Source organism: Fructilactobacillus sp. X7R7C1 (assembly GCF_059901065.1).
On the sequence record NZ_JBWXVF010000002.1, the window covers coordinates 86,055 to 108,743 of the forward strand.

Annotated in this window: 28 protein-coding genes, 1 tRNA gene and 1 other annotated feature; of the genes, 27 read left to right on the plus strand and 2 right to left on the minus strand. The window is 37.3% G+C overall.

The features are described 5' to 3' along the window. The first annotated feature begins 11 nt into the window (after positions 1–11). Positions 12–416, plus strand: a complete 405-nt coding sequence (locus AC6UDC_RS03390) for a rhodanese-like domain-containing protein (protein WP_500696736.1) — start codon at positions 12–14, stop codon at positions 414–416. Positions 417–459: 43 nt separating this feature from the next. Here the strand turns inward: AC6UDC_RS03390 and AC6UDC_RS03395 are convergent, their stop codons facing one another. Further along, positions 460–636 carry a DUF3042 family protein gene (locus AC6UDC_RS03395; RefSeq protein WP_500693688.1) on the minus strand — a complete coding sequence of 59 codons (177 nt, stop codon included), beginning with the start codon at positions 634–636 and terminating at the stop codon, positions 460–462. A gap of 92 nt (positions 637–728) precedes the next feature. On the opposite strand from AC6UDC_RS03395, the gene miaA reads away from it, so the two are divergent. The 24 genes from miaA to AC6UDC_RS03515 all read left to right on the plus strand — a co-directional run bounded on the left by miaA (position 729) and on the right by AC6UDC_RS03515 (position 20,112). Beyond that, the gene (gene miaA / locus AC6UDC_RS03400) at positions 729–1,649 is read left to right on the plus strand and encodes a tRNA (adenosine(37)-N6)-dimethylallyltransferase MiaA (RefSeq protein ID WP_500707129.1); all 921 of its coding nucleotides are present in this window, start codon (positions 729–731) and stop codon (positions 1,647–1,649) included. Further along, the gene (locus AC6UDC_RS03405) at positions 1,636–2,160 is read left to right on the plus strand and encodes a hypothetical protein (protein ID WP_500707128.1); all 525 of its coding nucleotides are present in this window, start codon (positions 1,636–1,638) and stop codon (positions 2,158–2,160) included. The genes miaA and AC6UDC_RS03405 overlap by 14 nt, the downstream gene beginning before the upstream one ends. Before the next feature lie 74 nt (positions 2,161–2,234). After that, positions 2,235–2,308 (plus strand) — tRNA-Arg (locus AC6UDC_RS03410). Between the two features lie 100 nt (positions 2,309–2,408). After that, positions 2,409–2,481, plus strand: a sequence feature (ribosomal protein L21 leader region). Positions 2,482–2,497: 16 nt separating this feature from the next. Then, positions 2,498–2,806: a 50S ribosomal protein L21 gene (gene rplU / locus AC6UDC_RS03415; RefSeq protein WP_500693691.1), complete on the plus strand. Its 309-nt coding sequence runs from the start codon at positions 2,498–2,500 to the stop codon at positions 2,804–2,806. A 5-nt stretch (positions 2,807–2,811) separates the two neighbouring features. Continuing rightward, complete coding sequence (locus AC6UDC_RS03420; RefSeq protein WP_500693692.1) at positions 2,812–3,132, plus strand: ribosomal-processing cysteine protease Prp; 321 nt, start codon at positions 2,812–2,814, stop codon at positions 3,130–3,132. A gap of 26 nt (positions 3,133–3,158) precedes the next feature. Beyond that, positions 3,159–3,455: a 50S ribosomal protein L27 gene (gene rpmA / locus AC6UDC_RS03425; RefSeq protein WP_010021538.1), complete on the plus strand. Its 297-nt coding sequence runs from the start codon at positions 3,159–3,161 to the stop codon at positions 3,453–3,455. Between the two features lie 114 nt (positions 3,456–3,569). Continuing rightward, complete coding sequence (gene efp / locus AC6UDC_RS03430; RefSeq protein ID WP_039143941.1) at positions 3,570–4,130, plus strand: elongation factor P; 561 nt, start codon at positions 3,570–3,572, stop codon at positions 4,128–4,130. A gap of 43 nt (positions 4,131–4,173) precedes the next feature. After that, positions 4,174–4,602 (plus strand): Asp23/Gls24 family envelope stress response protein, encoded by a 429-nt coding sequence (locus AC6UDC_RS03435; RefSeq protein WP_500693693.1) that lies wholly within the window; start codon positions 4,174–4,176, stop codon positions 4,600–4,602. Continuing rightward, entirely contained in the window at positions 4,599–4,997 is a 399-nt protein-coding gene (gene nusB, locus AC6UDC_RS03440; RefSeq protein WP_500699511.1) for a transcription antitermination factor NusB, read from the plus strand. Before AC6UDC_RS03435 ends, nusB begins: the two co-directional genes overlap by 4 nt. A gap of 94 nt (positions 4,998–5,091) precedes the next feature. Beyond that, complete coding sequence (locus AC6UDC_RS03445; protein WP_500707127.1) at positions 5,092–5,955, plus strand: bifunctional 5,10-methylenetetrahydrofolate dehydrogenase/5,10-methenyltetrahydrofolate cyclohydrolase; 864 nt, start codon at positions 5,092–5,094, stop codon at positions 5,953–5,955. After that, complete coding sequence (xseA, locus tag AC6UDC_RS03450; protein ID WP_500706561.1) at positions 5,945–7,294, plus strand: exodeoxyribonuclease VII large subunit; 1,350 nt, start codon at positions 5,945–5,947, stop codon at positions 7,292–7,294. Before AC6UDC_RS03445 ends, xseA begins: the two co-directional genes overlap by 11 nt. After that, positions 7,294–7,545, plus strand: a complete 252-nt coding sequence (locus AC6UDC_RS03455; RefSeq protein ID WP_500693697.1) for an exodeoxyribonuclease VII small subunit — start codon at positions 7,294–7,296, stop codon at positions 7,543–7,545. Before xseA ends, AC6UDC_RS03455 begins: the two co-directional genes overlap by 1 nt. Beyond that, positions 7,532–8,404 carry a polyprenyl synthetase family protein gene (locus AC6UDC_RS03460; RefSeq protein ID WP_500721332.1) on the plus strand — a complete coding sequence of 291 codons (873 nt, stop codon included), beginning with the start codon at positions 7,532–7,534 and terminating at the stop codon, positions 8,402–8,404. The genes AC6UDC_RS03455 and AC6UDC_RS03460 overlap by 14 nt, the downstream gene beginning before the upstream one ends. Positions 8,405–8,411: 7 nt before the next feature. Then, positions 8,412–9,230 (plus strand): TlyA family RNA methyltransferase, encoded by an 819-nt coding sequence (locus tag AC6UDC_RS03465; RefSeq protein ID WP_500707126.1) that lies wholly within the window; start codon positions 8,412–8,414, stop codon positions 9,228–9,230. Between the two features lie 12 nt (positions 9,231–9,242). Then, positions 9,243–10,949, plus strand: coding sequence for a DNA repair protein RecN (gene recN / locus AC6UDC_RS03470; protein ID WP_500721337.1), 1,707 nt, complete (start codon positions 9,243–9,245; stop codon positions 10,947–10,949). Between the two features lie 82 nt (positions 10,950–11,031). Then, positions 11,032–11,649 carry a guanylate kinase gene (gene gmk, locus AC6UDC_RS03475; protein ID WP_500693701.1) on the plus strand — a complete coding sequence of 206 codons (618 nt, stop codon included), beginning with the start codon at positions 11,032–11,034 and terminating at the stop codon, positions 11,647–11,649. Then, positions 11,649–11,852, plus strand: a complete 204-nt coding sequence (rpoZ, locus tag AC6UDC_RS03480; RefSeq protein ID WP_500693702.1) for a DNA-directed RNA polymerase subunit omega — start codon at positions 11,649–11,651, stop codon at positions 11,850–11,852. Before gmk ends, rpoZ begins: the two co-directional genes overlap by 1 nt. 104 nt (positions 11,853–11,956) lie before the next feature. Continuing rightward, positions 11,957–13,162 carry a bifunctional phosphopantothenoylcysteine decarboxylase/phosphopantothenate--cysteine ligase CoaBC gene (gene coaBC, locus AC6UDC_RS03485; RefSeq protein ID WP_500693703.1) on the plus strand — a complete coding sequence of 402 codons (1,206 nt, stop codon included), beginning with the start codon at positions 11,957–11,959 and terminating at the stop codon, positions 13,160–13,162. 20 nt (positions 13,163–13,182) lie between these two features. After that, positions 13,183–15,606, plus strand: a complete 2,424-nt coding sequence (priA, locus tag AC6UDC_RS03490) for a primosomal protein N' (RefSeq protein WP_500721340.1) — start codon at positions 13,183–13,185, stop codon at positions 15,604–15,606. A 10-nt stretch (positions 15,607–15,616) separates the two neighbouring features. Then, positions 15,617–16,561, plus strand: a complete 945-nt coding sequence (fmt, locus tag AC6UDC_RS03495) for a methionyl-tRNA formyltransferase (protein WP_500707123.1) — start codon at positions 15,617–15,619, stop codon at positions 16,559–16,561. Beyond that, positions 16,548–17,888 carry a 16S rRNA (cytosine(967)-C(5))-methyltransferase RsmB gene (gene rsmB, locus AC6UDC_RS03500; protein ID WP_500707122.1) on the plus strand — a complete coding sequence of 447 codons (1,341 nt, stop codon included), beginning with the start codon at positions 16,548–16,550 and terminating at the stop codon, positions 17,886–17,888. Before fmt ends, rsmB begins: the two co-directional genes overlap by 14 nt. A 9-nt stretch (positions 17,889–17,897) precedes the next feature. Continuing rightward, positions 17,898–18,803, plus strand: a complete 906-nt coding sequence (gene rsgA, locus AC6UDC_RS03505) for a ribosome small subunit-dependent GTPase A (protein ID WP_500707121.1) — start codon at positions 17,898–17,900, stop codon at positions 18,801–18,803. 2 nt (positions 18,804–18,805) lie between these two features. Beyond that, positions 18,806–19,465: a ribulose-phosphate 3-epimerase gene (rpe, locus tag AC6UDC_RS03510; protein ID WP_500707120.1), complete on the plus strand. Its 660-nt coding sequence runs from the start codon at positions 18,806–18,808 to the stop codon at positions 19,463–19,465. Between the two features lie 2 nt (positions 19,466–19,467). Then, the gene (locus AC6UDC_RS03515; RefSeq protein ID WP_500707119.1) at positions 19,468–20,112 is read left to right on the plus strand and encodes a thiamine diphosphokinase; all 645 of its coding nucleotides are present in this window, start codon (positions 19,468–19,470) and stop codon (positions 20,110–20,112) included. 57 nt (positions 20,113–20,169) lie between these two features. Here the strand turns inward: AC6UDC_RS03515 and rpmB are convergent, their stop codons facing one another. Then, on the minus strand, positions 20,170–20,355 hold the full coding sequence (gene rpmB, locus AC6UDC_RS03520; protein WP_500693710.1) for a 50S ribosomal protein L28: 186 nt from the start codon (positions 20,353–20,355) through the stop codon (positions 20,170–20,172). A 193-nt stretch (positions 20,356–20,548) separates the two neighbouring features. Between rpmB and AC6UDC_RS03525 the strand changes: the two genes are divergently transcribed. Then, positions 20,549–20,911, plus strand: coding sequence for an Asp23/Gls24 family envelope stress response protein (locus AC6UDC_RS03525; protein WP_010021513.1), 363 nt, complete (start codon positions 20,549–20,551; stop codon positions 20,909–20,911). Positions 20,912–20,941: 30 nt separating this feature from the next. Then, positions 20,942–22,642 carry a DAK2 domain-containing protein gene (locus AC6UDC_RS03530; protein ID WP_500707117.1) on the plus strand — a complete coding sequence of 567 codons (1,701 nt, stop codon included), beginning with the start codon at positions 20,942–20,944 and terminating at the stop codon, positions 22,640–22,642. Positions 22,643–22,689: the final 47 nt, after the last annotated feature.

Sequence of the window (22,689 nt, forward strand, 5' to 3'; positions counted from 1 at the left end):
AGAGATTTTAATTGAGTAGTGTGATAGTTTCAGTTCTTTATTTTCTGATCACTCTAGGAGTGGTTCTGTTAATTTGGTGGTTATACCATGAATTTACTATTTTAATGGCCAAACGTTATTGTAAGTTTTTAAATGAAGATGAATTTCAAAGTGGGATTCGCAAATCGCAAGTTATTGACTTACGTGAAAGTAAAGCTTTTAATGATGGTCATATTCTTGGTTCAAGAAACATGCCATATTCAACTTTTCGAAGTTTTTATCAAGAACTGAGACCAGATCTACCAGTTTATTTGTACGATCAGAATAAGACTTTGAGTATGAAAGCTGCCAAATTCCTTCACAAAAAGGGTTTTAAAAATATTTCAATTCTTAACGAGGGTTACCAGCGATGGGATGGCAAAATTAAAAAGGGTTAAATAAAAAGAGAACTCGATCGAGTTCTCTTTTTATTATTAATAATTAACTTAAATGAGCTGAATGACTTTTTCTGTTTGCTCTTTTACGGTTTTCATTAATTTTGGACTCTTGTTCCTCCATTGGTTGAACCACCGTTTTCTTGAATGAAAGCCAAACTCCTGCAGCGATTCCAATACATGCTGCAACTCCTGTAGTAAATCCTTGTGTAAATTTACTCATAGTCATTGCCTCCTTTTTTATTATCTACTTGTCCATTATGCGTTATTTGCGCTAATATATCCAGTATAGAACATCATTAATTAGGTGAATTTATGAACAAATTATTAGCGATTGTTGGTCCAACGGCTGTTGGAAAAACGGACTTATCAATTAAAATTGCAAAACAGTTTAATGGAGAAATTATTTCTGGCGACTCAATGCAGGTTTACCGTCATCTAGATATTGGTACTGCCAAGATTTCTCGAACGGAGCAACAGGGAATTCCTCATTATTTAATAAACATCATTGATGTTGACGAACAATATTCGGTGGTTGATTTTGTTGAAGCTGCTGAAAAATTAATTAAGGAAATTACGAATCGAGGGCATCTTCCAATTATTGTTGGTGGCACTGGATTTTATCTTAATTCACTCTTAAGGGGATTAAATTTAGGAAGTAAGAATGATCCTGAAATTAGAGCAACATTGATTAATGAACTTAACGAATTTGGTCCAATGAAAATGTGGGATAAATTAAATCAGGTTGATCCTGTAACGGCATCAAAGACACCTGTGCAAAACACACGACGCATTTTACGGGCTCTCGAAGTATACCTTGTTAGTGGAAAGCCAATTTCCAAGCAGAATAATCAGGGACAGCAGTATGATGAATTGATTGTGGGACTTAATACGCGTCGTGATGTCCTATACCAGCGGATTAATCAACGAGTAGACCAGATGATGGAAAACGGGTTAATTAAAGAAAATAAATGGCTTTTTGAAAATGGGGGGAGTAAAATTCCTGCTAGTAAGGGAATTGGGTATCGCGAATTCATCCCATATTTCAAGGGTAACGAAAGTTTGGATCAAGTAGTAGAAGATGTTAAGCAAGACTCAAGACACTACGCTAAGAGACAACTAACGTGGTTTAGGAACAAGATGGATGTTACTTGGTATGATTTAATTCAACATCCTGAAGAAATTACTCAAATTGAACAGCAAATTAAGGAGTGGCAAAATAATGATGGATATTAACAAAATGGTTTCTGATACAGTCAACTTATATCGGCAATTAGATGCTAAAAATCAAACAATCTGGAAACCCGGAACTCATGTTTCAAGTTCTTACGTTTCGTTAGACATTCACTTTTCTGAATTGGCTAAAAATTCTGGGATGCTTCAAACAGACATCACTAGTTCCGAGAACAATCGTGACAACCAGCTCGAAAGTTACATTAGGACTCTCAGGGATTTTTTGCTAATTGCTAACCTACAAAGTTGGGTGGATGTGATTACTGTAGATGACGAGATGTTAAATAAGTTATTAGGAATGAAAAAGACTGATGACCTTAATTCTTTATATTTATCAATGCTGAATATGTTACTAAAAAGTTATTATGAGAAAAGCAAGATTGGATATAAGCACGCTTGGACTTTATTCTTAAAGTTCGGCCTTGTTGATTTAGGCTTTAGTTCAGATACAATCACCGATAGATTTAACAGTCTACTGCAAGATGATTTAAAGCTGGTTTTAAATGATCATTAAATCAAGCAATGTACTAAAAACCATTGACTTATAGTTCGATATTCAATATAATTATTCTTGTTGTTTGAGTTTATGTCGCAGTAGCTCAGCTGGATAGAGCAACGGTCTTCTAAACCGTAGGTCGAGCGTTCGAATCGCTCCTGCGACATCTCGAAAAAGGGGCACACGCTTGATATCTGGTGTGTCCCTTTTTCATTTGACTTATAACATTAATTTTTATATACTTATGATGTTGTAATTGTGGACTTCCACAGCTACAACCGCTCAGTTTGAGTTTTAAGGCCCATTGGGCACTTAATACTGGCGAGTCTAAGCAAATTATAAGGAGGTGCACTACATGTACGCAATTATTGAAACAGGTGGCAAGCAATACAAGGTTTCTGAAGGTGAAGCCATCTTTGTTGAAAAACTTGATGCTAACGAAGGTGACAAGGTTACTTTTGATGATGTTGTCTTTGTTAGTGGCAAGACTCCTAAGGTTGGTTCACCATTAGTTGATGGTGCTTCAGTCGAAGGAAAAGTTGATAAGCAAGGTAAGGGTAAGAAGATCCGTATCTTTAGATATAAACCTAAAAAGGGTGCTCAATCAAAGAAGGGTCATAGACAACCTTATACTAAGGTTACTATCAACAAGATTAACGCTTAAGCCATATGATTAAAGCTACATTTGATTTAAATCATAATTTAATAACTGGATTTAAAGTGACTGGCCACGCTGATTCTGGTGAGTATGGGCATGATATCGTCTGTGCAGCAGTATCAGCGTTAGCAATTTCTTCTGTGAACGGGTTAATTACCGTTTGTGACATTGATCCATATGTAGAACAGGATGAAAAAAATGGAGGATATCTCCAAGTTAAGATTCCGGTTGAACATTTGAATGATGTTAAGGTCCAAACGTTACTTAAAAGCTTTATGAATGGACTTATGGATATTTCAAAACAGTATTCGAATTACGTTGAAGTAAAATAACACTTTTAATTTGGAGGTGTAAACGCATGTTAAAAATGAATCTACAATTTTTCTCTCACCATAAAACCGGTGGTTCATCATCTAACGGTCGTGACTCAGCTGGACGTCGTTTAGGGACTAAAGCTGCTGATGGCTCATCAGTAACAACTGGTACAATTTTATACCGTCAACGTGGAACTCATATCTATCCAGGTAAGAACGTTAAACGTGGTGGAGATGACACATTATTTGCTTTAGTTGATGGGATTGTTCGTTTCGAACGTTTAGGTCGTGACAAACGTCAAGTTTCTGTTTACCCTGAAGCAGAAGTAGCAACTAAGTAAATCCAAAGAGGCCTAGCGTTAATGCAGGGGTCTCTTTTTTTATCAATATCGTAACTTGCTTTTACTTGATCGATATTGATATGATAGGAACATAAATATGTGGGAGGCATGAAAATGTCAATTTCAATTGTAAAAGTAAAAAATGGTATGACCATTCAAGCTGACAATAACATCTGGAAGATTGTTAGTTTTCAACACGTAAAGCCCGGTAAGGGTGGAGCATTTGTTCGTACTAAGTTAAAGAATTTAAGGACGGGAGCCGTTCAGGAAAAGACTTTCAGAGCTAGTGCTAAAGTTGAAAAAGCTAACATTGAAACCAAAAAGATGCAATACCTCTACGATGATGGTAGTGGCCTTGTCTTTATGGACATGGATAATTATGAACAACTAACGATTCCAAGAGAGCAAGTTAAAGAAGAAATGAACTACTTACAAGAGAATATGGAAGTTCAAGTTATTCAGTATGGCGGTGAAACTCTGGGAGTTGAAGTGCCTAAGACGGTCACACTTGAAGTAGCGGATACTGAACCTGGAATTAAGGGTGATACTGCTTCTGGTGGATCAAAACCTGCTACTATGACCACTGGTTTAACGCTTCAAGTTCCATTCTTTGTAAATAAGGGTGATAAGTTAGTGATCAATACTGATGACGGTACTTACATTTCTCGGGCATAATGGTCAGAAGGATCTGATTGTTTAGCCAATTGGGGGTTATATTATGGCAGCAGACGAAAGTTTCATTACACTCGACAATAAGAAATCAGACCTAGGGTCGATTAAAATTGCACCTCGTGTGATTGAGGTCATTGCTGGAATTGCGGCCGTGCAAGTTGAAGGTGTTAACCGGATGCGTGGCAGTTTTTCTTCCAGTGTTAACGAATTATTTGGAAGAAAAGAGCGCGGTAAGGGTATCAGATTAGCAATTGAAAATGGCAAATTGAATGTTGATATTTTTGTATACCTAAATTACGGGGTTTCGGTTCCTAAAGTTGCTTTAGAGATTCAAAACCAAGTAAAACAACAGTTGTTGTTTATGACTGACCTTCGTATCGGTTCCGTAAATGTTCACGTTGAAGGAATGATTCCTCCAAAGAGTACTGGTAAAGTTGATACTGATAAATTATTCGATAATGAGGATAAAAAGTGAAAATAAGTCGACATCAAATTAGAGAGTTAGCTTTTCAAACCCTATTTGCGATGGAAAGTAATGATGCTGTTGAACCAAGTGAATTTTTTGATTATCTTACAAATGAAGATGTAAAGGCACCAGAATATTACTTGGAAATTGTTAATGGGGTAAGAGAGCATAAAAGTGAACTTGATAAGATCATCACGGATCACTTAGCGAATAAATGGTCGATTGATCGAATTAGTAAAGCTGACCTGATTATCTTAAGAATTGCGCTGTATGAAATTAAGTATGAAGAAGCAACGCCAAATAAAGTTGCCATTAATGAAGCTTTAGAATTAGCTAAAAAGTTTTGTGATGATAAGTCACGAAACTTTATTAATGGCGTTTTAGATAGTGCGATTGAAAAATAAGAACCCGTGATGGGTTCTTATTTTTTTACATTTAGCTAGAACAAAAATAATATGCTAAAATTGTACTAATAATAATGTATCGGGAGATGTTTTCGTGGTTAGCATAATTGATGGCAGAAAGGTTGCAAGAGACCTGAACTTAAAAACAAAAAAGCGAGTTTTTAAACTAAAACAAGCTGGAATTACTCCAGGATTAGCGGTAGTAATCGTTGGAAATGACCAGGCAAGTCAAAGATATGTTCGAAGCAAAGAAAAAAAGGCAACAGAGTTAGGCATCTATTCCGTTAAGAAAGCTTTACCTGAATCAACCACGCAAGACGAATTGATCCAAATTGTGAGAAGTTTGAATGAGAACCCTGAAATCAACGGAATCTTAGTTCAATCGCCGCTTCCTGATCATATTAACGAAGACAAAGTGATTGAGGCAATTGATCCTACAAAAGATGTGGATGGTTTTCATCCCGTTAATGTCGGCAAGTTATTTCTTAATCTTAAGGAGAATTACCCGGTTGCATGTACTCCGAAAGGCATTATGATTTTACTATCGGAGTACCATATTGACTTAGATGGTAAAAACGTTGTGATTGTTGGCCGTAGTTCAATTGTTGGAAAGCCAATGTTAGCTTTGATGCTTAACGCCGATGCAACTGTGATTGACGTTCATAGTCACACTGATGATGTTTCAAAGTACACGAAGCAAGCTGATGTAGTTATTTCAGCGGTCGGCAAGTATGCCATATTAAATGATGATGATTTTAAACCAGGTGCCGTTGTTATTGATGTTGGTCAAAATATGGATGAGAATGGTAAATTGGCTGGCGACGTCGAATACAAATCAAAAAGTGACAATATCGAATATATCACTCCGGTGCCGGGTGGCGTAGGACCAATGACAATCGCAACCTTGATGCAACAAACGGTTGATATGTGTGAATGGAGCAAAAAGAGTGGCAAGTAAATATTTAACTGTATCAGCTTTGACGCAGTATATCAAAAAGAAATTTGACGTTGACCCATACCTAGGACGAGTTTACCTTACCGGTGAAATCTCCAACTTTCGCTTGCGACCAACTCATCAATATTTTAGTTTAAAGGATGACAACTCAAAAATTAACGTTACGATGTTTAAATCGGCCTTCTCTAAGGTTAAATTCATGCCAGAGGAGGGAATGAAAGTCCTTGTTACTGGACATGTTTCCGTGTATGAAAAAACCGGAATGTATCAGTTTTATATTGATCACATGGAACCGGATGGAGTAGGTCAACTTTATGAAGCCTACGAACAGTTAAAAAATAAACTTGCCAAAGAGGGCTTGTTTGAGGAAATTCATAAAAAACCTCTTCCAATGTATCCTAAGAGAATTGCTGTAGTCACGTCTCAAAGTGGTGCAGTTATTAAGGACATCATCACTACCGTTAGACGGAGATTTCCGATTGCTCAAATTGTTTTGTTTCCAGCAGCTGTTCAGGGTGAGAATGCAGCGAGTGAGATCGCTCATCAAATTAACCGAGTCAACGAAATTGGCGGCTTCGATACTCTTATTATTGGTCGTGGTGGTGGTTCTATTGAAGATTTATGGCCATTTAATGAAGAAATTGTCGCAAGAGCTATTTATAATAGTAAAATTCCAGTGATTTCATCAGTTGGACATGAAACTGATACAACGATTGCTGATTTAGTTTCTGACAAACGGGCAGCAACCCCGACCGCAGCTGCGGAGTTGGCAGTTCCTGTGCTTAGTGATGTAATTCTTGATTTAAAGACTAAACAGACTAGGATTTATAATGCCATGGATAACATTTTGGCCCGTTCGAGGTCACAATACGATAAAGTAATGAATTCTTACGTTTTTAACCAGCCCGAACGTCTTTATGAATCCTATGTCCAGCAATTAGATACTTTAAATACCAAACTGGGTACTAACATGAAAGATTTACTAAATCATTACCATAATCAACTTCAAGCTTATTTAGAACAACTAAAATTAAACTCACCGGTTCATAGCATCAATGCAAACCAAAAACAGGTTAATTATTATCTTGAATCGATGAAAAAGTCCGTTCAAGTGATTTTGAAAACAAAACGGAATCAGTTAAATTCAAACGTCAGTGCACTCGACCATCTCAGCCCACTACGTTTAATGAGTTCTGGATATGGGATGGTTACAAATGATCATGAGAAATTAGTTAAGTCGGCTAAGGATTTAAAAAAGGATGAACACATTCGTATTCAGTTCAGTGATGGAAGTGCTAGTGCAACCGTTGATCATGTTGGACTTAAAGGAGACAGTAAATAATGGCAGATAAAAAACCAACTTTTGAAGAAAATATGGATAAATTAGAAGAAATTGTTAATCAACTTGAACAGGGGGACGTACCTTTAGAAAAAGCCCTTTCAGAATTTAAAGATGGAGTTGAGTTAAGTAACGAAATGCAAAAGACACTTTCAAATGCACAAAAAACGCTTACTAAAATGATGGATGACAGTGATAATGAAATCCCATTTGATCGTGATCAACAAGGTGGAGACAGTGATGACACCCAATAAACAAACTCTTTCAGAATTTAAAGATAAATATATTCCGAAAATCGATCAAACTTTAGAAACAAACATTGATAAGTCGAGCTCGATAAAATTAATTGTAGATGCCATGAAATATTCTTTGATGGCTGGTGGAAAACGATTACGACCATTATTGACGTTAGCCACCCTAAAAACTTTGAATTACGAAGTTGACGAGTCCACCATTAAAACCAGTTCTGCGGTTGAGTTAGTTCATACCTATTCTTTAATTCATGATGATCTACCAGCCATGGACAATGATGATTATCGTCGTGGTCAACTCTCCAATCACAAAAAATTTGGCGCTGATATTGCAACTTTAGCTGGAGACGGATTGTTGACGTTAGCGTTTAACTGGCTTTCAAGAGCTGATTTGTCAGCTGTAAAAAAAGTTCAATTGATTCATTTATTGTCCCATGCTGCTGGTCCAGACGGAATGGTAGCTGGTCAAACTGTAGATGTTAGTTCAGATAACCAACATTTGAATCTGGATGAATTAATGCATTTACATAGAAACAAAACCGGTGAGCTGTTTCATTATTGTGTTATAGCAGGAGCGACCATTGCTGATGCTGATCAAGCAAGTCGGAAATGTTTATCTGCGTTTGCTTGGAATTTTGGGCTAGCATTTCAAATATTTGATGATATTAAAGATGCTCCTAACCTTGAAAATCAGGATGATGTTGATAAAAATACGTATGTAAATTTGTTGGGAATTAATGGAGCAATTCAAAAATTAGATGAGACTGTTAGTAAAAGTCAAGAGGCATTAAGTAAGTTGCCGGATGAATTTTCACCCGATTTGTTAGATTCATTTTTATCTTATTTTGTGGTGAAAAAGTGAGGTTATAATGGCAAAGGATAAAGAGCGGGTTGATGTCTTACTTGTCAAGCAAGGATTGTTTGACACACGCGAAAGGGCAAAAAGAGCCGTCATGGCTGGTGAAGTACTTGGAAAAAATGAACAACGCATGGATAAGCCTGGGGTGAAGATTCCAGTTGAAACCAAGCTGCATTTAAAGGGAAATGCACTTCCCTTTGTCAGTCGGGGTGGATTAAAATTAGCAAAAGCACTCAAAAGTTTTAATGTTAGTGTTCGTGATAGAATCGTTTTGGACATCGGATCCTCCACCGGTGGATTTACGGATGTAATGTTACAAAATGGAGCTAAATTGAGTTACGCCTTAGATGTTGGGACAAACCAATTAGTTTGGAAGCTTAGAAACGACCCTCGTGTTGTTGTAATGGAGAATACTAATTTTAGGTACAGTAAACCAGAAGATTTTACTTGTGGAGAACCTAGTTTCGCCTCAATTGACGTTTCTTTTATTTCTCTTAAATTAATTTTAAAGCCCTTAAAATCAATTTTAGTTAAAAATGGGGAAGTAGTGGCATTAATAAAACCCCAGTTTGAGGCTGGTCGTGGAAACGTTGGTAAGCATGGCATTGTAAGGGACAAAAACGTGCATAAACAGGTGATTACTAACGTCATTCAGTTTGCGACTGAGGCTGGTTTTTCTGTTTTAGGACTTGATTTTTCTCCCATCAAGGGTGGTGAAGGGAATATCGAATTCTTGATTCATCTAAAGTCATCTGATGACCCTGAAGTAGGAAACGATGTTGCAGTTGAAGATGTCATGGATCGGGCTTATAAAAGTTTAAATAATTAAGAAGGTGAGAAGTTGTTACAGGAAATTTCAATCAAAGACTTTGCGATTATTGATCAATTGGGAGTTAATTTTTACTCAGGGATGACAGTTCTGTCAGGAGAAACTGGTGCAGGAAAGTCGATTATTATTGATGCCGTTGGTCTACTTGCTGGTGGTAGGGGATCGTCTCACTTTATTAGAAAGGGTGCGAACAAATCAATTTTACAGGGAATGTTTGCCATTCCTAAAGATGGTCTTACTGCTCATGTGTTGGATAAATTTGGGATCGAACATGATGATGATACGGTAATTTTACAGCGTGAATTATATCGTAATGGCCGCAACGTATGTCGCATCAATGGCATATTGGTGAATACAAATACACTAAAAAAAGTTGGCGAAACTTTGGTTGATATTTATGGACAAAATGAACATCAAGCGCTGATGCAACCTGATAAGCACATTGGGTTACTTGATGAATTTGCTGGCGACAGCCTCAAACCTACGCTTAAGCTTTATCAGGAACAATATGAAAAATACCTTAAATTAAAGAAAGAATTAAATAATAAAAATAAAAATGAAAAAGAATGGGCTCAACGCATTGATATGCTTAAGTACCAGGTAAATGAAATTGAAACGGCTGATTTAACGGATGGCGAAGAAGAAGATCTGATAGCCGAAAGGGATCGTTTAAATAATTTTCAAGCCATTAGCGATAGTCTAGGAAGAAGTTTTAATGATATTAATGGTGATGAAAGTATTAGTCCGATTGATATGATCGGGGATGCCATGAATGCTCTTGAAGATTTAGAACGGTTAGATGATGAGTTTAAGTCAATTTCTGAGAATGTTAAAAATGCTTATTATACGCTGCAAGATGCTTCTGGAGAGATTAGTAATCAGATGGATAATTTGGAGTTTGACCCTGACAGATTGAACGAAGTTGAGCAACGCTTAAATACTATTTTTGAGTTAAAACGAAAATACGGTGATTCGATTAAACAGATTTTAAAGTATTACGATAAAATCTCTGGTGAATTAACTGATATGGAGACGGATGAAAAGAGTGGCAATAATTTAGAAGAACGCTTCAATGCTTCCGTCAAAGAATTAAATAAACTTGGGAAAAAGTTAAGTGATATTAGACATCAGCAAGCCGAAAAGTTAACTGCTGAAATTCATCAACAATTAGCTGATTTGTACATGGATAAAACGCAGTTCGAAGTTCGTTTTTCCAATTTACCTAAAGATACTTTTAATCGAAATGGAATTGAAGAAGTTGAGTTTTACATCCGAACGAATCCGGGTGAGGACATGGCACCGTTATCCAAAATTGCCTCAGGTGGTGAACTTTCTCGAATTATGTTAGCTCTTAAAACGATCTTTTCCCGCGTCCAAGGAGTAACTTCAATCGTGTTTGACGAGGTAGATACGGGTGTTTCGGGAAGAGTGGCTCAAGCAATTGCAGATAAAATTAGTGCAATTGGTAAGAAATCCCAGGTTTTGTGTATCACCCATCTGCCACAGGTTGCCGCCATGGCTGATAATCATGATTTCATCTCGAAGCATGTTGATTCTAATAATCGAACGGAAACTTCGGTTCAACCCTTATCAGGTGAGCAACGAGTTAAGGAACTTGCTAGAATGTTAGCAGGAACCACAGTTACTAAGTTAACCATGGAACACGCTTCTGAACTTTTAAACTTGGCCAATCAACAAAAAAGACAAAAAATTAAATAGCATTCATTTTATCTCTTATTGATTAATTGATTTATAAATTGCATAATATATATAAAGAAGTTACGAAAAAGGAGCGGTTTAAGTGAGTGAAAGAGGAATGTTAATTGTTCTTTCTGGTCCAAGTGGAGTGGGGAAGGGAACGGTTAGAAAAGCCCTTTTTAATGAGCCTGATGTCGATTTCAAGTATTCAATCTCGATGACTACCAGAAAACCCCGTGAGGGAGAAGTTAACGGGGTTGATTATTACTTTGTTTCAAAGGATCAATTTGAACAGAATATTAAAAATGGTAAGATGCTGGAGTATGCTAAGTATGTTGACAATTATTATGGCACCCCGTTACAATACGTAAACGAGACATTAGATTCAGGAAGAGATGTTTTTCTGGAAATTGAAGTTAATGGTGCCATGCAGGTGCGTGCCAACTGCCCCGATGGAGTTTTTATTTTCCTAACTCCACCTGACATTGATTCACTTAGGGATCGTTTGGTTGGCCGTGGGACTGATGATATTGAAGTTATCAACAAACGAATTGAAAAAGCTTCTAAGGAAATCCGAATGATGCAAAACTATGATTATGCAGTTGTGAATGATAAGGTTTCAAATGCGGTAGACCGAATTAAAACAATTGTTAAAAGTGAACGTTTAAAGGTAAACCGTGTTATGCCAAATTATCTTAATAAATTAGGAGATGAAGTTTAATGTTTATTTATCCACCACTTGAAGATTTATTGCAACACGTTGATTCAAGATATTCGCTCGTTATGTTAGCAAGCAAAAGAGCTGAAGAACTTGATCAAGGTGCGAAACCACTGCTTTCCCATTATAAGTCAGTAAAATCAGTTGGAATGGCGTTGGAAGAAATTGCTGCCGGCGTGTTAACCATCGCTCCAAAAAGTAAGTAAGAAAGGACTTTTGTGATGAATCTCATCACAGGGTCTTTTTTTATTAAATGAATAATAAGGGATGTGTAGTATAATTAATAAGAAATACTTTGGAGGGTATAATTTTGTTAAACGGGAAGCAAATTGTCTTATTTGTATCTGGTAGCGTTGCTGCTTATAAGGCAGTTTATTTATTGAGACTTTTAAAAAAGAATGGTGCTAGTGTCAAAGTTGTAATGACACCGTTTGCCAAACGATTTGTCTCGAAATTAACTTTTCAAGTTTTATCGAAGAATGATGTCTATGATGATCAAAGTTATTTTGATGACTCAACAACGATTAATCATATTGGGCTAGCTAAATGGGCCGATTTGGCAATTGTTGCCCCTGCTACCGCTGATTTTATTTCTAAAACAGCAAATGGGATTGCGGATGATTTTGCAAGTACGACTATGTTAGCCATGGAGTGCCCCAAGTATTTTGCGCCAGCAATGAATGATGTCATGCTAAAAAATCCAGCTACCCAAAGAAATCTTCAAAGATTAAAAGATGATGGTATCGAATTTATTGAGCCACAAGTTGGTCCACTAGCCGAAGGATATTCAGCTCTAGGTCGACTTGCTGAACCAGAAGAAATTTATCAGTTTGTGGTTAGTCAATTAAGTGATCATGATGACCAACCTCTTTCTGGGGTTAATATACTAGTAACTGCTGGTGGTACTAGAGAACCAATTGATCCGGTTAGGTACTTATCAAATAATTCATCAGGAAAGATGGGATATGCAATTGCTGAGGTTGCTAAAGAAATGGGGGCTAAAGTGACACTTGTAAGTGCCAACAGTCAGTGCCAGATTCCAGATGGTGTGAAAGTTATCAAAGTTAGTTCTGCTGATCAACTGGAGCACCAGGTACAACGCTTATTTTCAGATAATCAGGTTTTGATTATGGCTGCTGCAGTTAGTGATTTTAAACCTGCTCATGCGGAAAAACAAAAAATAAAGAAGGATCAAGACCATGATTCTTTAGATCTCCATCTAATTAAGAACGATGATATTGTTGCAAAAGTGGCACAACAGAAGAACCCTAATCAGGTGGTGGTCGGTTTTGCGGCCGAGACCAATGATCCTCTTAAAAATGCTAAGCAAAAGTTGATGAAAAAGAAATTAGACCTAGTGGTATTAAATGATGTTTCCAATTCATTAATTGGTTTTAATAGTGATGATAATCAGGTTTCAATCATCTCAAAGGATGGTTTGGTCAAAAAGACAGAAGTTGAGTCTAAATTAAAAGTTGCTAGTGAAGTGTTAAATGTCGTTGTTGACCTTTTATAGCTAATCTGTAATATGCAAGAATGGAAAGAAGGGGTAATTTGAAAATTGCAAAAGTGATTGTTGATGTTCCGACCATGCAAACAAATGTACCCTATTCATACTTAATTCCTACTGGATTAGAAGATCAACTGAAACGAGGCATGAGGGTCATTGTTCCATTTGGGAATGGAAACAGAAAAGTTGAAGGTTTTGTCGTTGATATTACAGATGAGAAACCGGACCAGCTTAATCAACTCAAAAAGATTGATAGTACCATGGATTTGAGCCCAGTGTTGAACGACGAAATGATTGAACTTTCTAAGTGGTTGGCTGATACAACTTATTCTTTTCGAATTAGTTGTCTTTTGACCATGCTTCCTAATGCGATGAAGGCAAGATATACAACCTATGTAAAAGCAACTGGAAATCTTGCCGATCAAGAGCTTAATGATAAGTTTAAAGACCAGAGTATGGTTCCGTTTGACACGGAGCATTTTAATAGTACGGAGATGGGGAAACTTGCTAAGTTACGTAAGAACAATAAAATCCAAGTGATTTACAAAGTTCAAAATGAAGCCAAAAAGAAAACGGAAACGGCCATTTTAAATCAATTAAGTGATTTTGGTCAGGCAAAAAAACAACTTCGTAAGAATGCCACTTCTCAATTAAACTTACTTTCTGTCTTAGAGAACCATACTGATCAACCAATTATTCAGACCCACCTCGTTAATGATCTTAAAATATCCAATTCAGCGATTAGCAGTTTTGAAAAGAAGAATTGGATAAAAAAAGTTCAGGTTGAGAAGTATCGTGATCCGTACAAACATGACATTACAATTGATCAACCAAAAAAGTTAACCGTTGATCAAGCACATGCTGTTCGTGAAATTGATCGTTCCATTGAAGCCCATCGAAATGAAACCTATCTACTTGAAGGAGTAACTGGATCAGGTAAGACTGAGGTTTATCTTCAATCCATCCAAAAGGCTCTGGATTTAGGTGAGACGGCGTTGATGTTAGTTCCAGAGATTTCTTTAACCCCCCAGATGGTTAATCGAGTTAAAAATCGGTTTGGTAATCAAGTTGCTGTAATTCATAGTGGTTTGTCAACTGGGGAAAAGTATGATGAGTGGCGTAGAATTAATAATGGAAAGGCAAAGGTAGTAGTAGGGGCAAGATCAGCAGTTTTTGCTCCTCTTTCTGATATTGGGCTTATTATTCTTGATGAGGAACACGATACAAGTTACAAGCAGGATGATAATCCACGTTACCACACGCGGGATGTTGCCATTTGGCGTGGCAATTATCATCATTGTCCGGTCGTACTTGGGAGTGCAACACCTTCGCTTGAGTCAAGGGCTCGTGCCGGAAAGGGAGTTTATAAATTTTTATGCCTTCCCGATCGCATTAATCAAAGGCGTTTACCAGAAGTTTCAGTTGTTGACATGACCAGAGAAGAAGAGACTCATGATGGAATCTTTTCGCACCAATTACTTAGTGCGATTAAGCAAAGAATTGAAAAGCACGAACAAGTAGTGTTAATGCTTAATCGTCGGGGATTCTCGTCTTTTCTGATGTGTCGAGATTGTGGCTATGTTTTAAAGTGTCCCAACTGTGATATTTCTTTGACGCTTCACATGGATTCTCATACGATGAAGTGTCACTACTGCGGATTTGAGGAACCAATTCCTAAGTATTGTCCCAACTGTCACAGTAAAAATATTCGTTACTTTGGTACTGGAACTGAAAAGGTAGAGCGACAATTACATGAACTCGTTTCAAAAGCGCGAGTAATCAGAATGGATGTCGATACAACCCGGAAAAAGGGTTCTCATGAGAAGTTACTTCGTGAATTTGGTGAACATCATGCTGATGTTTTACTAGGAACGCAGATGATTGCTAAGGGACTGGATTTTCCGAATGTAACTTTGGTGGGGGTATTAAATGCTGATACCGGATTGGATTTACCTGATTTTCGTTCTAGTGAACGAACGTTTGATTTATTAACTCAAGTTTCCGGACGAGCTGGACGAGCTGATAAGGATGGAGAAGTCATTATTCAGACCTATAATCCAGATAATTATGTGATTCAATTGGCTAAAGACCAGGATTATGAAGCATTTTATCAAAAAGAAATGCAATTAAGACATTTAGCTGATTATTCTCCATACTTCTTTACCATTAAAGTTTCAATTAGTTCACTAAATGAGAGGCAGGCGGCTAATGAATCTTATGAGGTTGCTAATTATCTTAAAAAGTCGCTTGATCAAACTACCATTATTTTGGGGCCAACCCCTAGGCCGATTGCTCGAATGAAAAAACGTTATTATTTCCAAATCATTATTAAGTACAAACGTGACTTAAAACTCAATGAAAGCTTAAAGCATATTTTACAAATATCACAAAAAGAAGTTAGAAAGGGTTTACGGATCGGGATTGATCCAGAACCAGTCAGTTTTATGTAGGTGAATTATTATGAAATCAATTGTATTTATGGGAACGCCTGAATTTAGTGTTCCAATCCTAAAAGCTTTAGATCAGAACTACAAAGTGTTGGCAGTGGTAACCCAGCCAGATCGACCGGTGGGGCGAAAACATCAAATTGAAGAATCACCGGTTAAGAAAGCTAGTCAAGATTTGGGGTTACCGGTACTACAACCGCAAAAATTAGGTGGAAGTCCCGAAATGGAAGAAATCATTCAAATGAAGCCAGATTTTATTATTACTGCTGCATTTGGCCAATTTTTGCCGACTAAATTGCTTGAAGCAGCGCAAATTGCGGATATCAATGTTCATGGATCTTTACTGCCGAAATATCGTGGTGGGGCTCCGGTTCAATATGCCATTATGAACGGAGATAAAGAAACTGGAATTTCGATTATGTACATGGTCAAAAAGATGGATGCTGGTGACGTTTTAGCTCAACAACCTGTTAAGATTGAAAACATCGACGATACTGATAGTATGTTTAAAAAGTTGAGTTTAGTGGGACGTGACCTTCTCTTAAAGACTTTAAAAGAAGTTATTAATGGAACTGCACATCCCCAAAAACAGGATGAAGAACAAGTTGTGTTTTCGCCAAACATTAAGCGAGAACAAGAAGAGCTAGATTTTTCTCAACCTGCTAGTTTGGTTGATGCAAAAGTCAGAGCGTTAAGACCCGATCCGACCGCATTTGCAATGGTGAATGGGAAACCAAATAAGATTTGGGAAACAACGGTTATTGATGAGCAGACTGATTTAGATCCTGGTAAGGTGGTTAGTAAAGATAAACACCATTTAAAAATTGCTGCTGGGAACGGAACGGTTTTGGGAATTGAAGAAATTCAACCGTCTGGGAAGCCAAAAAAATCAATTACCGAATATTTGAACGGCAACCAGAAATTAGAAATTGGAGATCAATTTATTGACAGAAAATAACTCAAGTAATCCACGATACTTAGCCGTAAGAACACTAGAGCGTGTTCATGGCGGTGCATATTCTAATCTTCAAATCAACAATGTGATCGATTCTAGCACGATGAGTCTCAAAGATATTTCCCTGTATACTAATATCGTTTATGGTGTGATTCAGCACCGGTTAACGTTAGCTTATTATGTTGACCATTTAGTAAAAAGATCTGACAAACTTGATGGTTGGGTCAAAGAATTACTGTATACGGCAATTTATCAAATGCAGTATTTAGACAAAATACCAGATCGTGCGATTTTTGATGAATCAATTAAGATTGCCAAAAAGCGTGGGCATGATGGTATTAGACGACTTGTTACCGGAGTCCTTCACTACATCCAACGAAATGGATTGCCTCCAATTGATAAAATTAAAGACACTGCCACTTACGACTCAATCTTTTATAGTGTTCCGCTGTGGATTGTAAAGCAACTTAATGAGCAACTTGGTATGGATAAGACGGTTGATATACTTAAAAGTATTAATCAGCCAGCTAAGCAATCAGTCCGGGTGAGCCATCGTAAGATTTCTGATGATGATTTAAAGAAGAAATTTTTCCAAGAGGGATATGAGGTTAAGAGTAGTGAAGTAGCTGATCATGCGCTTATCTTATCTGGTAAAAGTGCTAGTGGTAGTCCTCTGTTTAAAGAGGGTTTGTTTACGATTCAGGACGAAAGTGCCATGTTGCCAGTTCAATCCATGGACATTAGAAATGATGACTATGTACTAGATGCTTGTGCGGCTCCTGGTGGTAAAACCACGCAAATTGCTGAATATTTGACTACTGGTAAGGTTGAGGCTTTAGATCTGCACCTCAAAAAATTAACCAAAATTGAGCAAAATGCAGCCCGAATGGGTGTGAAAGATAATATTGAAGTTCATGCCATTGACGCTCGTAATGTTTCTGAATTATTTGGTGAAAGTACTTTTGATAAAATCCTGGTTGATGCTCCCTGTTCGGGACTTGGATTGATGAGGCGTAAACCAGAGATTAGATACGATAAGACACTTGATGACGTTTTACATCTTGTAAAGATTCAAACTGAAATTTTGAATGCTGTGGCACCAACACTCAAAGTGGGCGGACAGTTGGTATTTAGTACATGTACCATCATGAATCAAGAAAATAGTGAGAATATCAGCAGGTTTTTAGATCAGCACCAAAACTTTAAACCGGTTTGGGTCAAGACAAGAAAAGACCTAAAGCCAAATCGTGATACAGATGCTTTAAAAATTTATCCAGACGACTATGATTCTGATGGCTTCTTTATCGCGGGCTTTCAGAGGATTCAATAGGAGATTAATGTGAGAAAAGGCAAGATTTATCAATCTTTGAGTGGGTTCTATGACGTTGAGTCCGATGAAAAAATGTACCGGACGAGAGCACGAGGGAACTTTAGAAAAAGAAATATTAAACCCATCGTTGGCGACCTGGTTGAGTTTGATGAAACTAATGTGAACGAGGGATACATTTTAAGGGTTTTACCAAGGTTTAATCAATTAGTTAGACCACCAGTTGCTAATACTGATCAAGCAATTGTAGTTAATTCAGCCATTGAACCTGCTTTTTCTTTCTCACTATTAGATAAGCAACTTGTGGCCCTCGAAAAGCAGAAGATTATCCCAATTATTTATCTTAGTAAGACTGACTTGTTAACGTCAAAAGCGCAGGTTGATTTTTTTAAAACGGTTGCGGATGATTATAGGAAAATTGGTTATGAAGTTGTGTTGCCTGATAAAAAAGATGATGTAAATGCAGTGAGTGATGTTTCGAAGTTACTTCCTCACAAACAATCAATCGTAATGGGTCAGACTGGGTCAGGAAAATCAACACTGCTTAACGAAATTGACCCTAAGTTAAAGCTTAAAACTGGAGTCGTATCTAAGTCTTTAAGTCGAGGGAAGCATACCACTAGGAAGGTGTCTTTACTAACGGTAAATGGCGGCTTGATTGCTGACACACCAGGCTTCTCTTCTTTTGATACTTTGGAAATTAAGTCAAATGAATTAAAAAATTATTTTCCGGAATTTGTACGTGCTTCACCCAACTGTAAGTTTCGTGAATGTCTGCATGTTAATGAACCTGGTTGTGCCGTGAAAGCTGGGGTTGAAAGTGGTACAATTCTATCGAGCAGGTATGATGATTATCTGCAAGAATATCATTTATTAAAAGCACAAAAGCCAATTTATAATAAGAAAAGAGGAAATTAAACATGATTAAAGTTGCTCCTTCAATTTTAAGTGCGGATTACGTAAACCTACAAAAAGACATTGAAAAGGTCGATAAGGGTGGTGCGGAATTACTACATATCGATGTTATGGATGGGATGTTTGTTCCAGCGATTGCCTATGGTCCAGGCTGGGTCAAAGAGATTCGCCCCATTACTGGATTAACACTTGACTGTCATTTAATGATTGAGAATCCTGAAAGATATATTGATACTTTTGCTGATGCTAACGCAGATATTATTGGGGTTCATGTTGAATCAACTTCCCATATTCATCGTGCTCTTCAAATGATTAAAGATAAAAACGTTAAAGCTGAAGTCGTAATTAATCCGGGAACCCCAGTGGAGATGATTAAGCCAGTCTTGTACATGGTTGATCAAGTTCTTGTTATGACTGTTAATCCCGGATTTGGTGGTCAAAAGTTTATTCCTGAAACGATTAGTAAGGTTAGAGAATTAAATAAATTACGTGAAGAAAATGATTCATATTCCTATGACATTGAAATTGATGGTGGTGTTAACAATAAGACGGTGGTTGACGCCTATAAAGCTGGCGCAAACGTCGCTGTAGCTGGTTCATATGTTTTTGATGCAAAAGATCCTGCTGCTCGTATTCAGGCTCTTAAGAACGCTACTAATTTTTAGTTATGAATAAGGTAAATGTCGTTGTTGGGGGACCAATTGAGTTATGGCCATCTAACTTAAAGACAAAAAAAATAAAGGGTCCCTTCATTGGGGTTGATCGAGGAAGTTTACGACTAATCAAATTGGGCATTATTCCTGAATACGCTGTTGGTGACTTCGATTCGGTTTCAGATTCGGAATTTAAAATAATATTACAAAAAGCCAAGCATGTTATTCGGGTTGATCCGGTAAAGGATGAGACTGATACTGAATTAGGTATCAGGACCGCTGGCAAGTATTTTCCTAAGAATGAGATAGATATTTATGGCTTTTCAGGCGGGCGTCTTGATCACTTGCTGACCAATTTTTTGATGGTCTTAAAGCCAAATATTAAACCCTATCTTTCAAAGCTGAGACTCATTGATAGTCAAAATGTAATCCGATACTTTCTAAGTGGGTCGTATCATATTAAGAAAATCACTGGAATGAAATATTTAGACTTTTGTCCGCTGTTACCAATGCATTTAACGCTCAGTGATGAAAGATATCAATTAAATCATTATTGGGTGGGGTATCCAACTTCTTATTCAAGTAATGAATTTATTGGAGATAGTGCTTCGTTTGTTTTTGATGAAGGAGTATTGATGGTGATTCAAAGTCGAGACTAAAAAACAGTACAACCATTCAATGGTTGTACTGTTTTTAATTAATTAAAATAATAATGATTATACTCTGGTAATCTTACCAGATTTTAAAGTTCTGGCACTAACCCAAACACGTTTGGGCTTACCATCAACTAAGATGCGTACCTTTTGTAGGTTTGGCTTCCAACTTCTTCTTGATGAGTTTAAAGCGTGAGAACGACGATTGCCGAAATGAGTTCTCTTACCATTAATTTGATCCTTAGCCATAATATCCCTCCTTACTTTGGAATTCTTTTATATTCAATAGTTTACCTAAATAACTTACCATAATACCGTCATAAATGCAAAGTTTCTTTCAAGTAAATGTCCTTGACACCATGATTCATATTTTTGTTTTATAATGGGGTGTGGTAACATTAGATATCGTTATGAGCTCGAAAGGATAAGGGGGATGCAAACGATGGCTGTAAAGTTAAACACTCAATATGGATCAATTGATATTGATAATGATGTAATTGCTACAGTAGTCGGCGGTGCCGCAACTGATAATTATGGAGTTGTTGGCATGGCTAGCAAAAACCAATTTAAAGATAATATGAATGAAATTCTTCGAAAGGATAGTTACTCAAAAGGAGTAGTTGTCAGAGAAGTTAACAAGAAAGTTCAAGTTGACGTCAACGTCATTGTGAGTTATGGAACCAAGATCTCTGAAGTTTCTCGTAATGTTCAGTCAAAAGTTAAATATAATTTGGAATCAATGTTAGGGATTAATGCGGATTCAGTAAACGTAATTGTTCAGGGTGTTAAAGTTATTAACGACTAGTGGTTTGAGTATAAGGAGGATTTGATAATAGTGTCATTAACTAAGATTACTACTAAAGAGTTCGACCAAATGGTTCAAGCCGCCGCGGTCGTTCTTAATAATAATACGGATTTTATTAATTCGTTAAATGTTTTCCCAGTTCCAGACGGAGACACTGGAACGAACATGAGTTTGTCATTATCAAGTGGGGAAAGTTACGTCGATAAATCAAATGATGATACGATTGGCGGCAAAGCTTCTGCACTTGCTAAGGGGCTATTAATGGGAGCGCGAGGTAACTCTGGTGTCATTATGTCTCAGATTTTCCGTGGTTTTGCAAAAAACGTTGAAGGTAAAAAGGATCTTGATGCTCAAGAATTTGCAGATGCTATTATCGCTGGAGCTAAGACTGCTTATAGTTCGGTCATGAAGCCCACTGAAGGGACCATCTTGACGGTAGTTAGACTAGCTGCTAAAGCTGGTGAAAATACTTCTTCAGATACTGATGATGTTATAAAGGTAATGGACTCAATTCTTGATGCTTCTGAGAAAGCTCTTAAAAAAACTCCAGATCTTCTCCCAGTATTAAAGCAAGTGGGAGTGGTGGATTCTGGTGGACAAGGATTGGTATTTGTTTTTCAAGCTTTTGATGATGTTTTAAATGGTCGAAAGATTGAAGACAAAGGTGAACATCAACCTAATTCTGAAGAAATGAACGAAATGATTGATGTTGAGCATCATAAGAGTGCTCAAGGTAAATTAAACCCAGCAGACATTGTTTATGGGTATTGTACCCAAATTATGGTGCGAATTGGGAAGGGAAAGCAGGTTACCCAGAAATTCGACTACGATACTTTTTATAACTATCTGGCGAAATTAGGGGACTCGCTTTTGGTTATTAATGATGATGAAGTGGTTCGCGTTCACGTTCACACGGAGCATCCTGGCAAGGTCTTGTCGTGGGGACAACAATTTGGTGACTTAGCAACCGTTAAAGTTGATAACATGCGACTGCAACAAGAATCAATCATGGAAAGCGATGAAAAAGCTCAAAAGACCGATGATTTAAAGGAAGAAAAAGAGCATAAAAAGCCGCGTGACTTAGCAATTATTGCGGTGGTTGCGGGAGCAGGTTTAGAGAAGCTCTTTAAGAGCTTAGGAGTAACTAACATCATTAGTGGCGGACAAACGATGAACCCTAGTACGCAAGATATTGTTGACGCTGTCAATAACAGTAATGCTAAAAAAGCGATCGTTCTTCCTAACAATAAGAATATTTTCCTATCGGCAGAGCAAGCCCAGGGAATCACAGACATTCCGATGGAAGTTGTCCACACCAAGACAATTCCACAAGGATTAACCGCGATGTTCTCATTTGATCCTGATAATACTTTTAAAGAAAACCAGACCCAGATGGACGACTCTTTAGATACCGTTAAAAGTGGCCAAGTGACGACTGCTGTTCGTGATACAAAGATTAATGGAATGGACATTAAAAAGGGTAGTTACATGGGAATTATTGATGGAGACATTCAGGTCCTTGGTTCTTCTTTAGATGATGCAGCTATTAAGATGCTGAAAAAAATGTTAGATGATGATAGCGAAAACGTTACGATTATTTTTGGAAAAGACGCTGATCAGGATGATGCTGATAAAGTTTCGAATGCTGTCTTATCAGTGGACGATGAATTAGAAGTTGAGACTCATGAGGGGGATCAACCAGTTTATCCGTTGATTATTTCCGTTGAATAGGTAATATTATATAGATAGATACTTAATAAGACTGCTAGTCCTTGTGG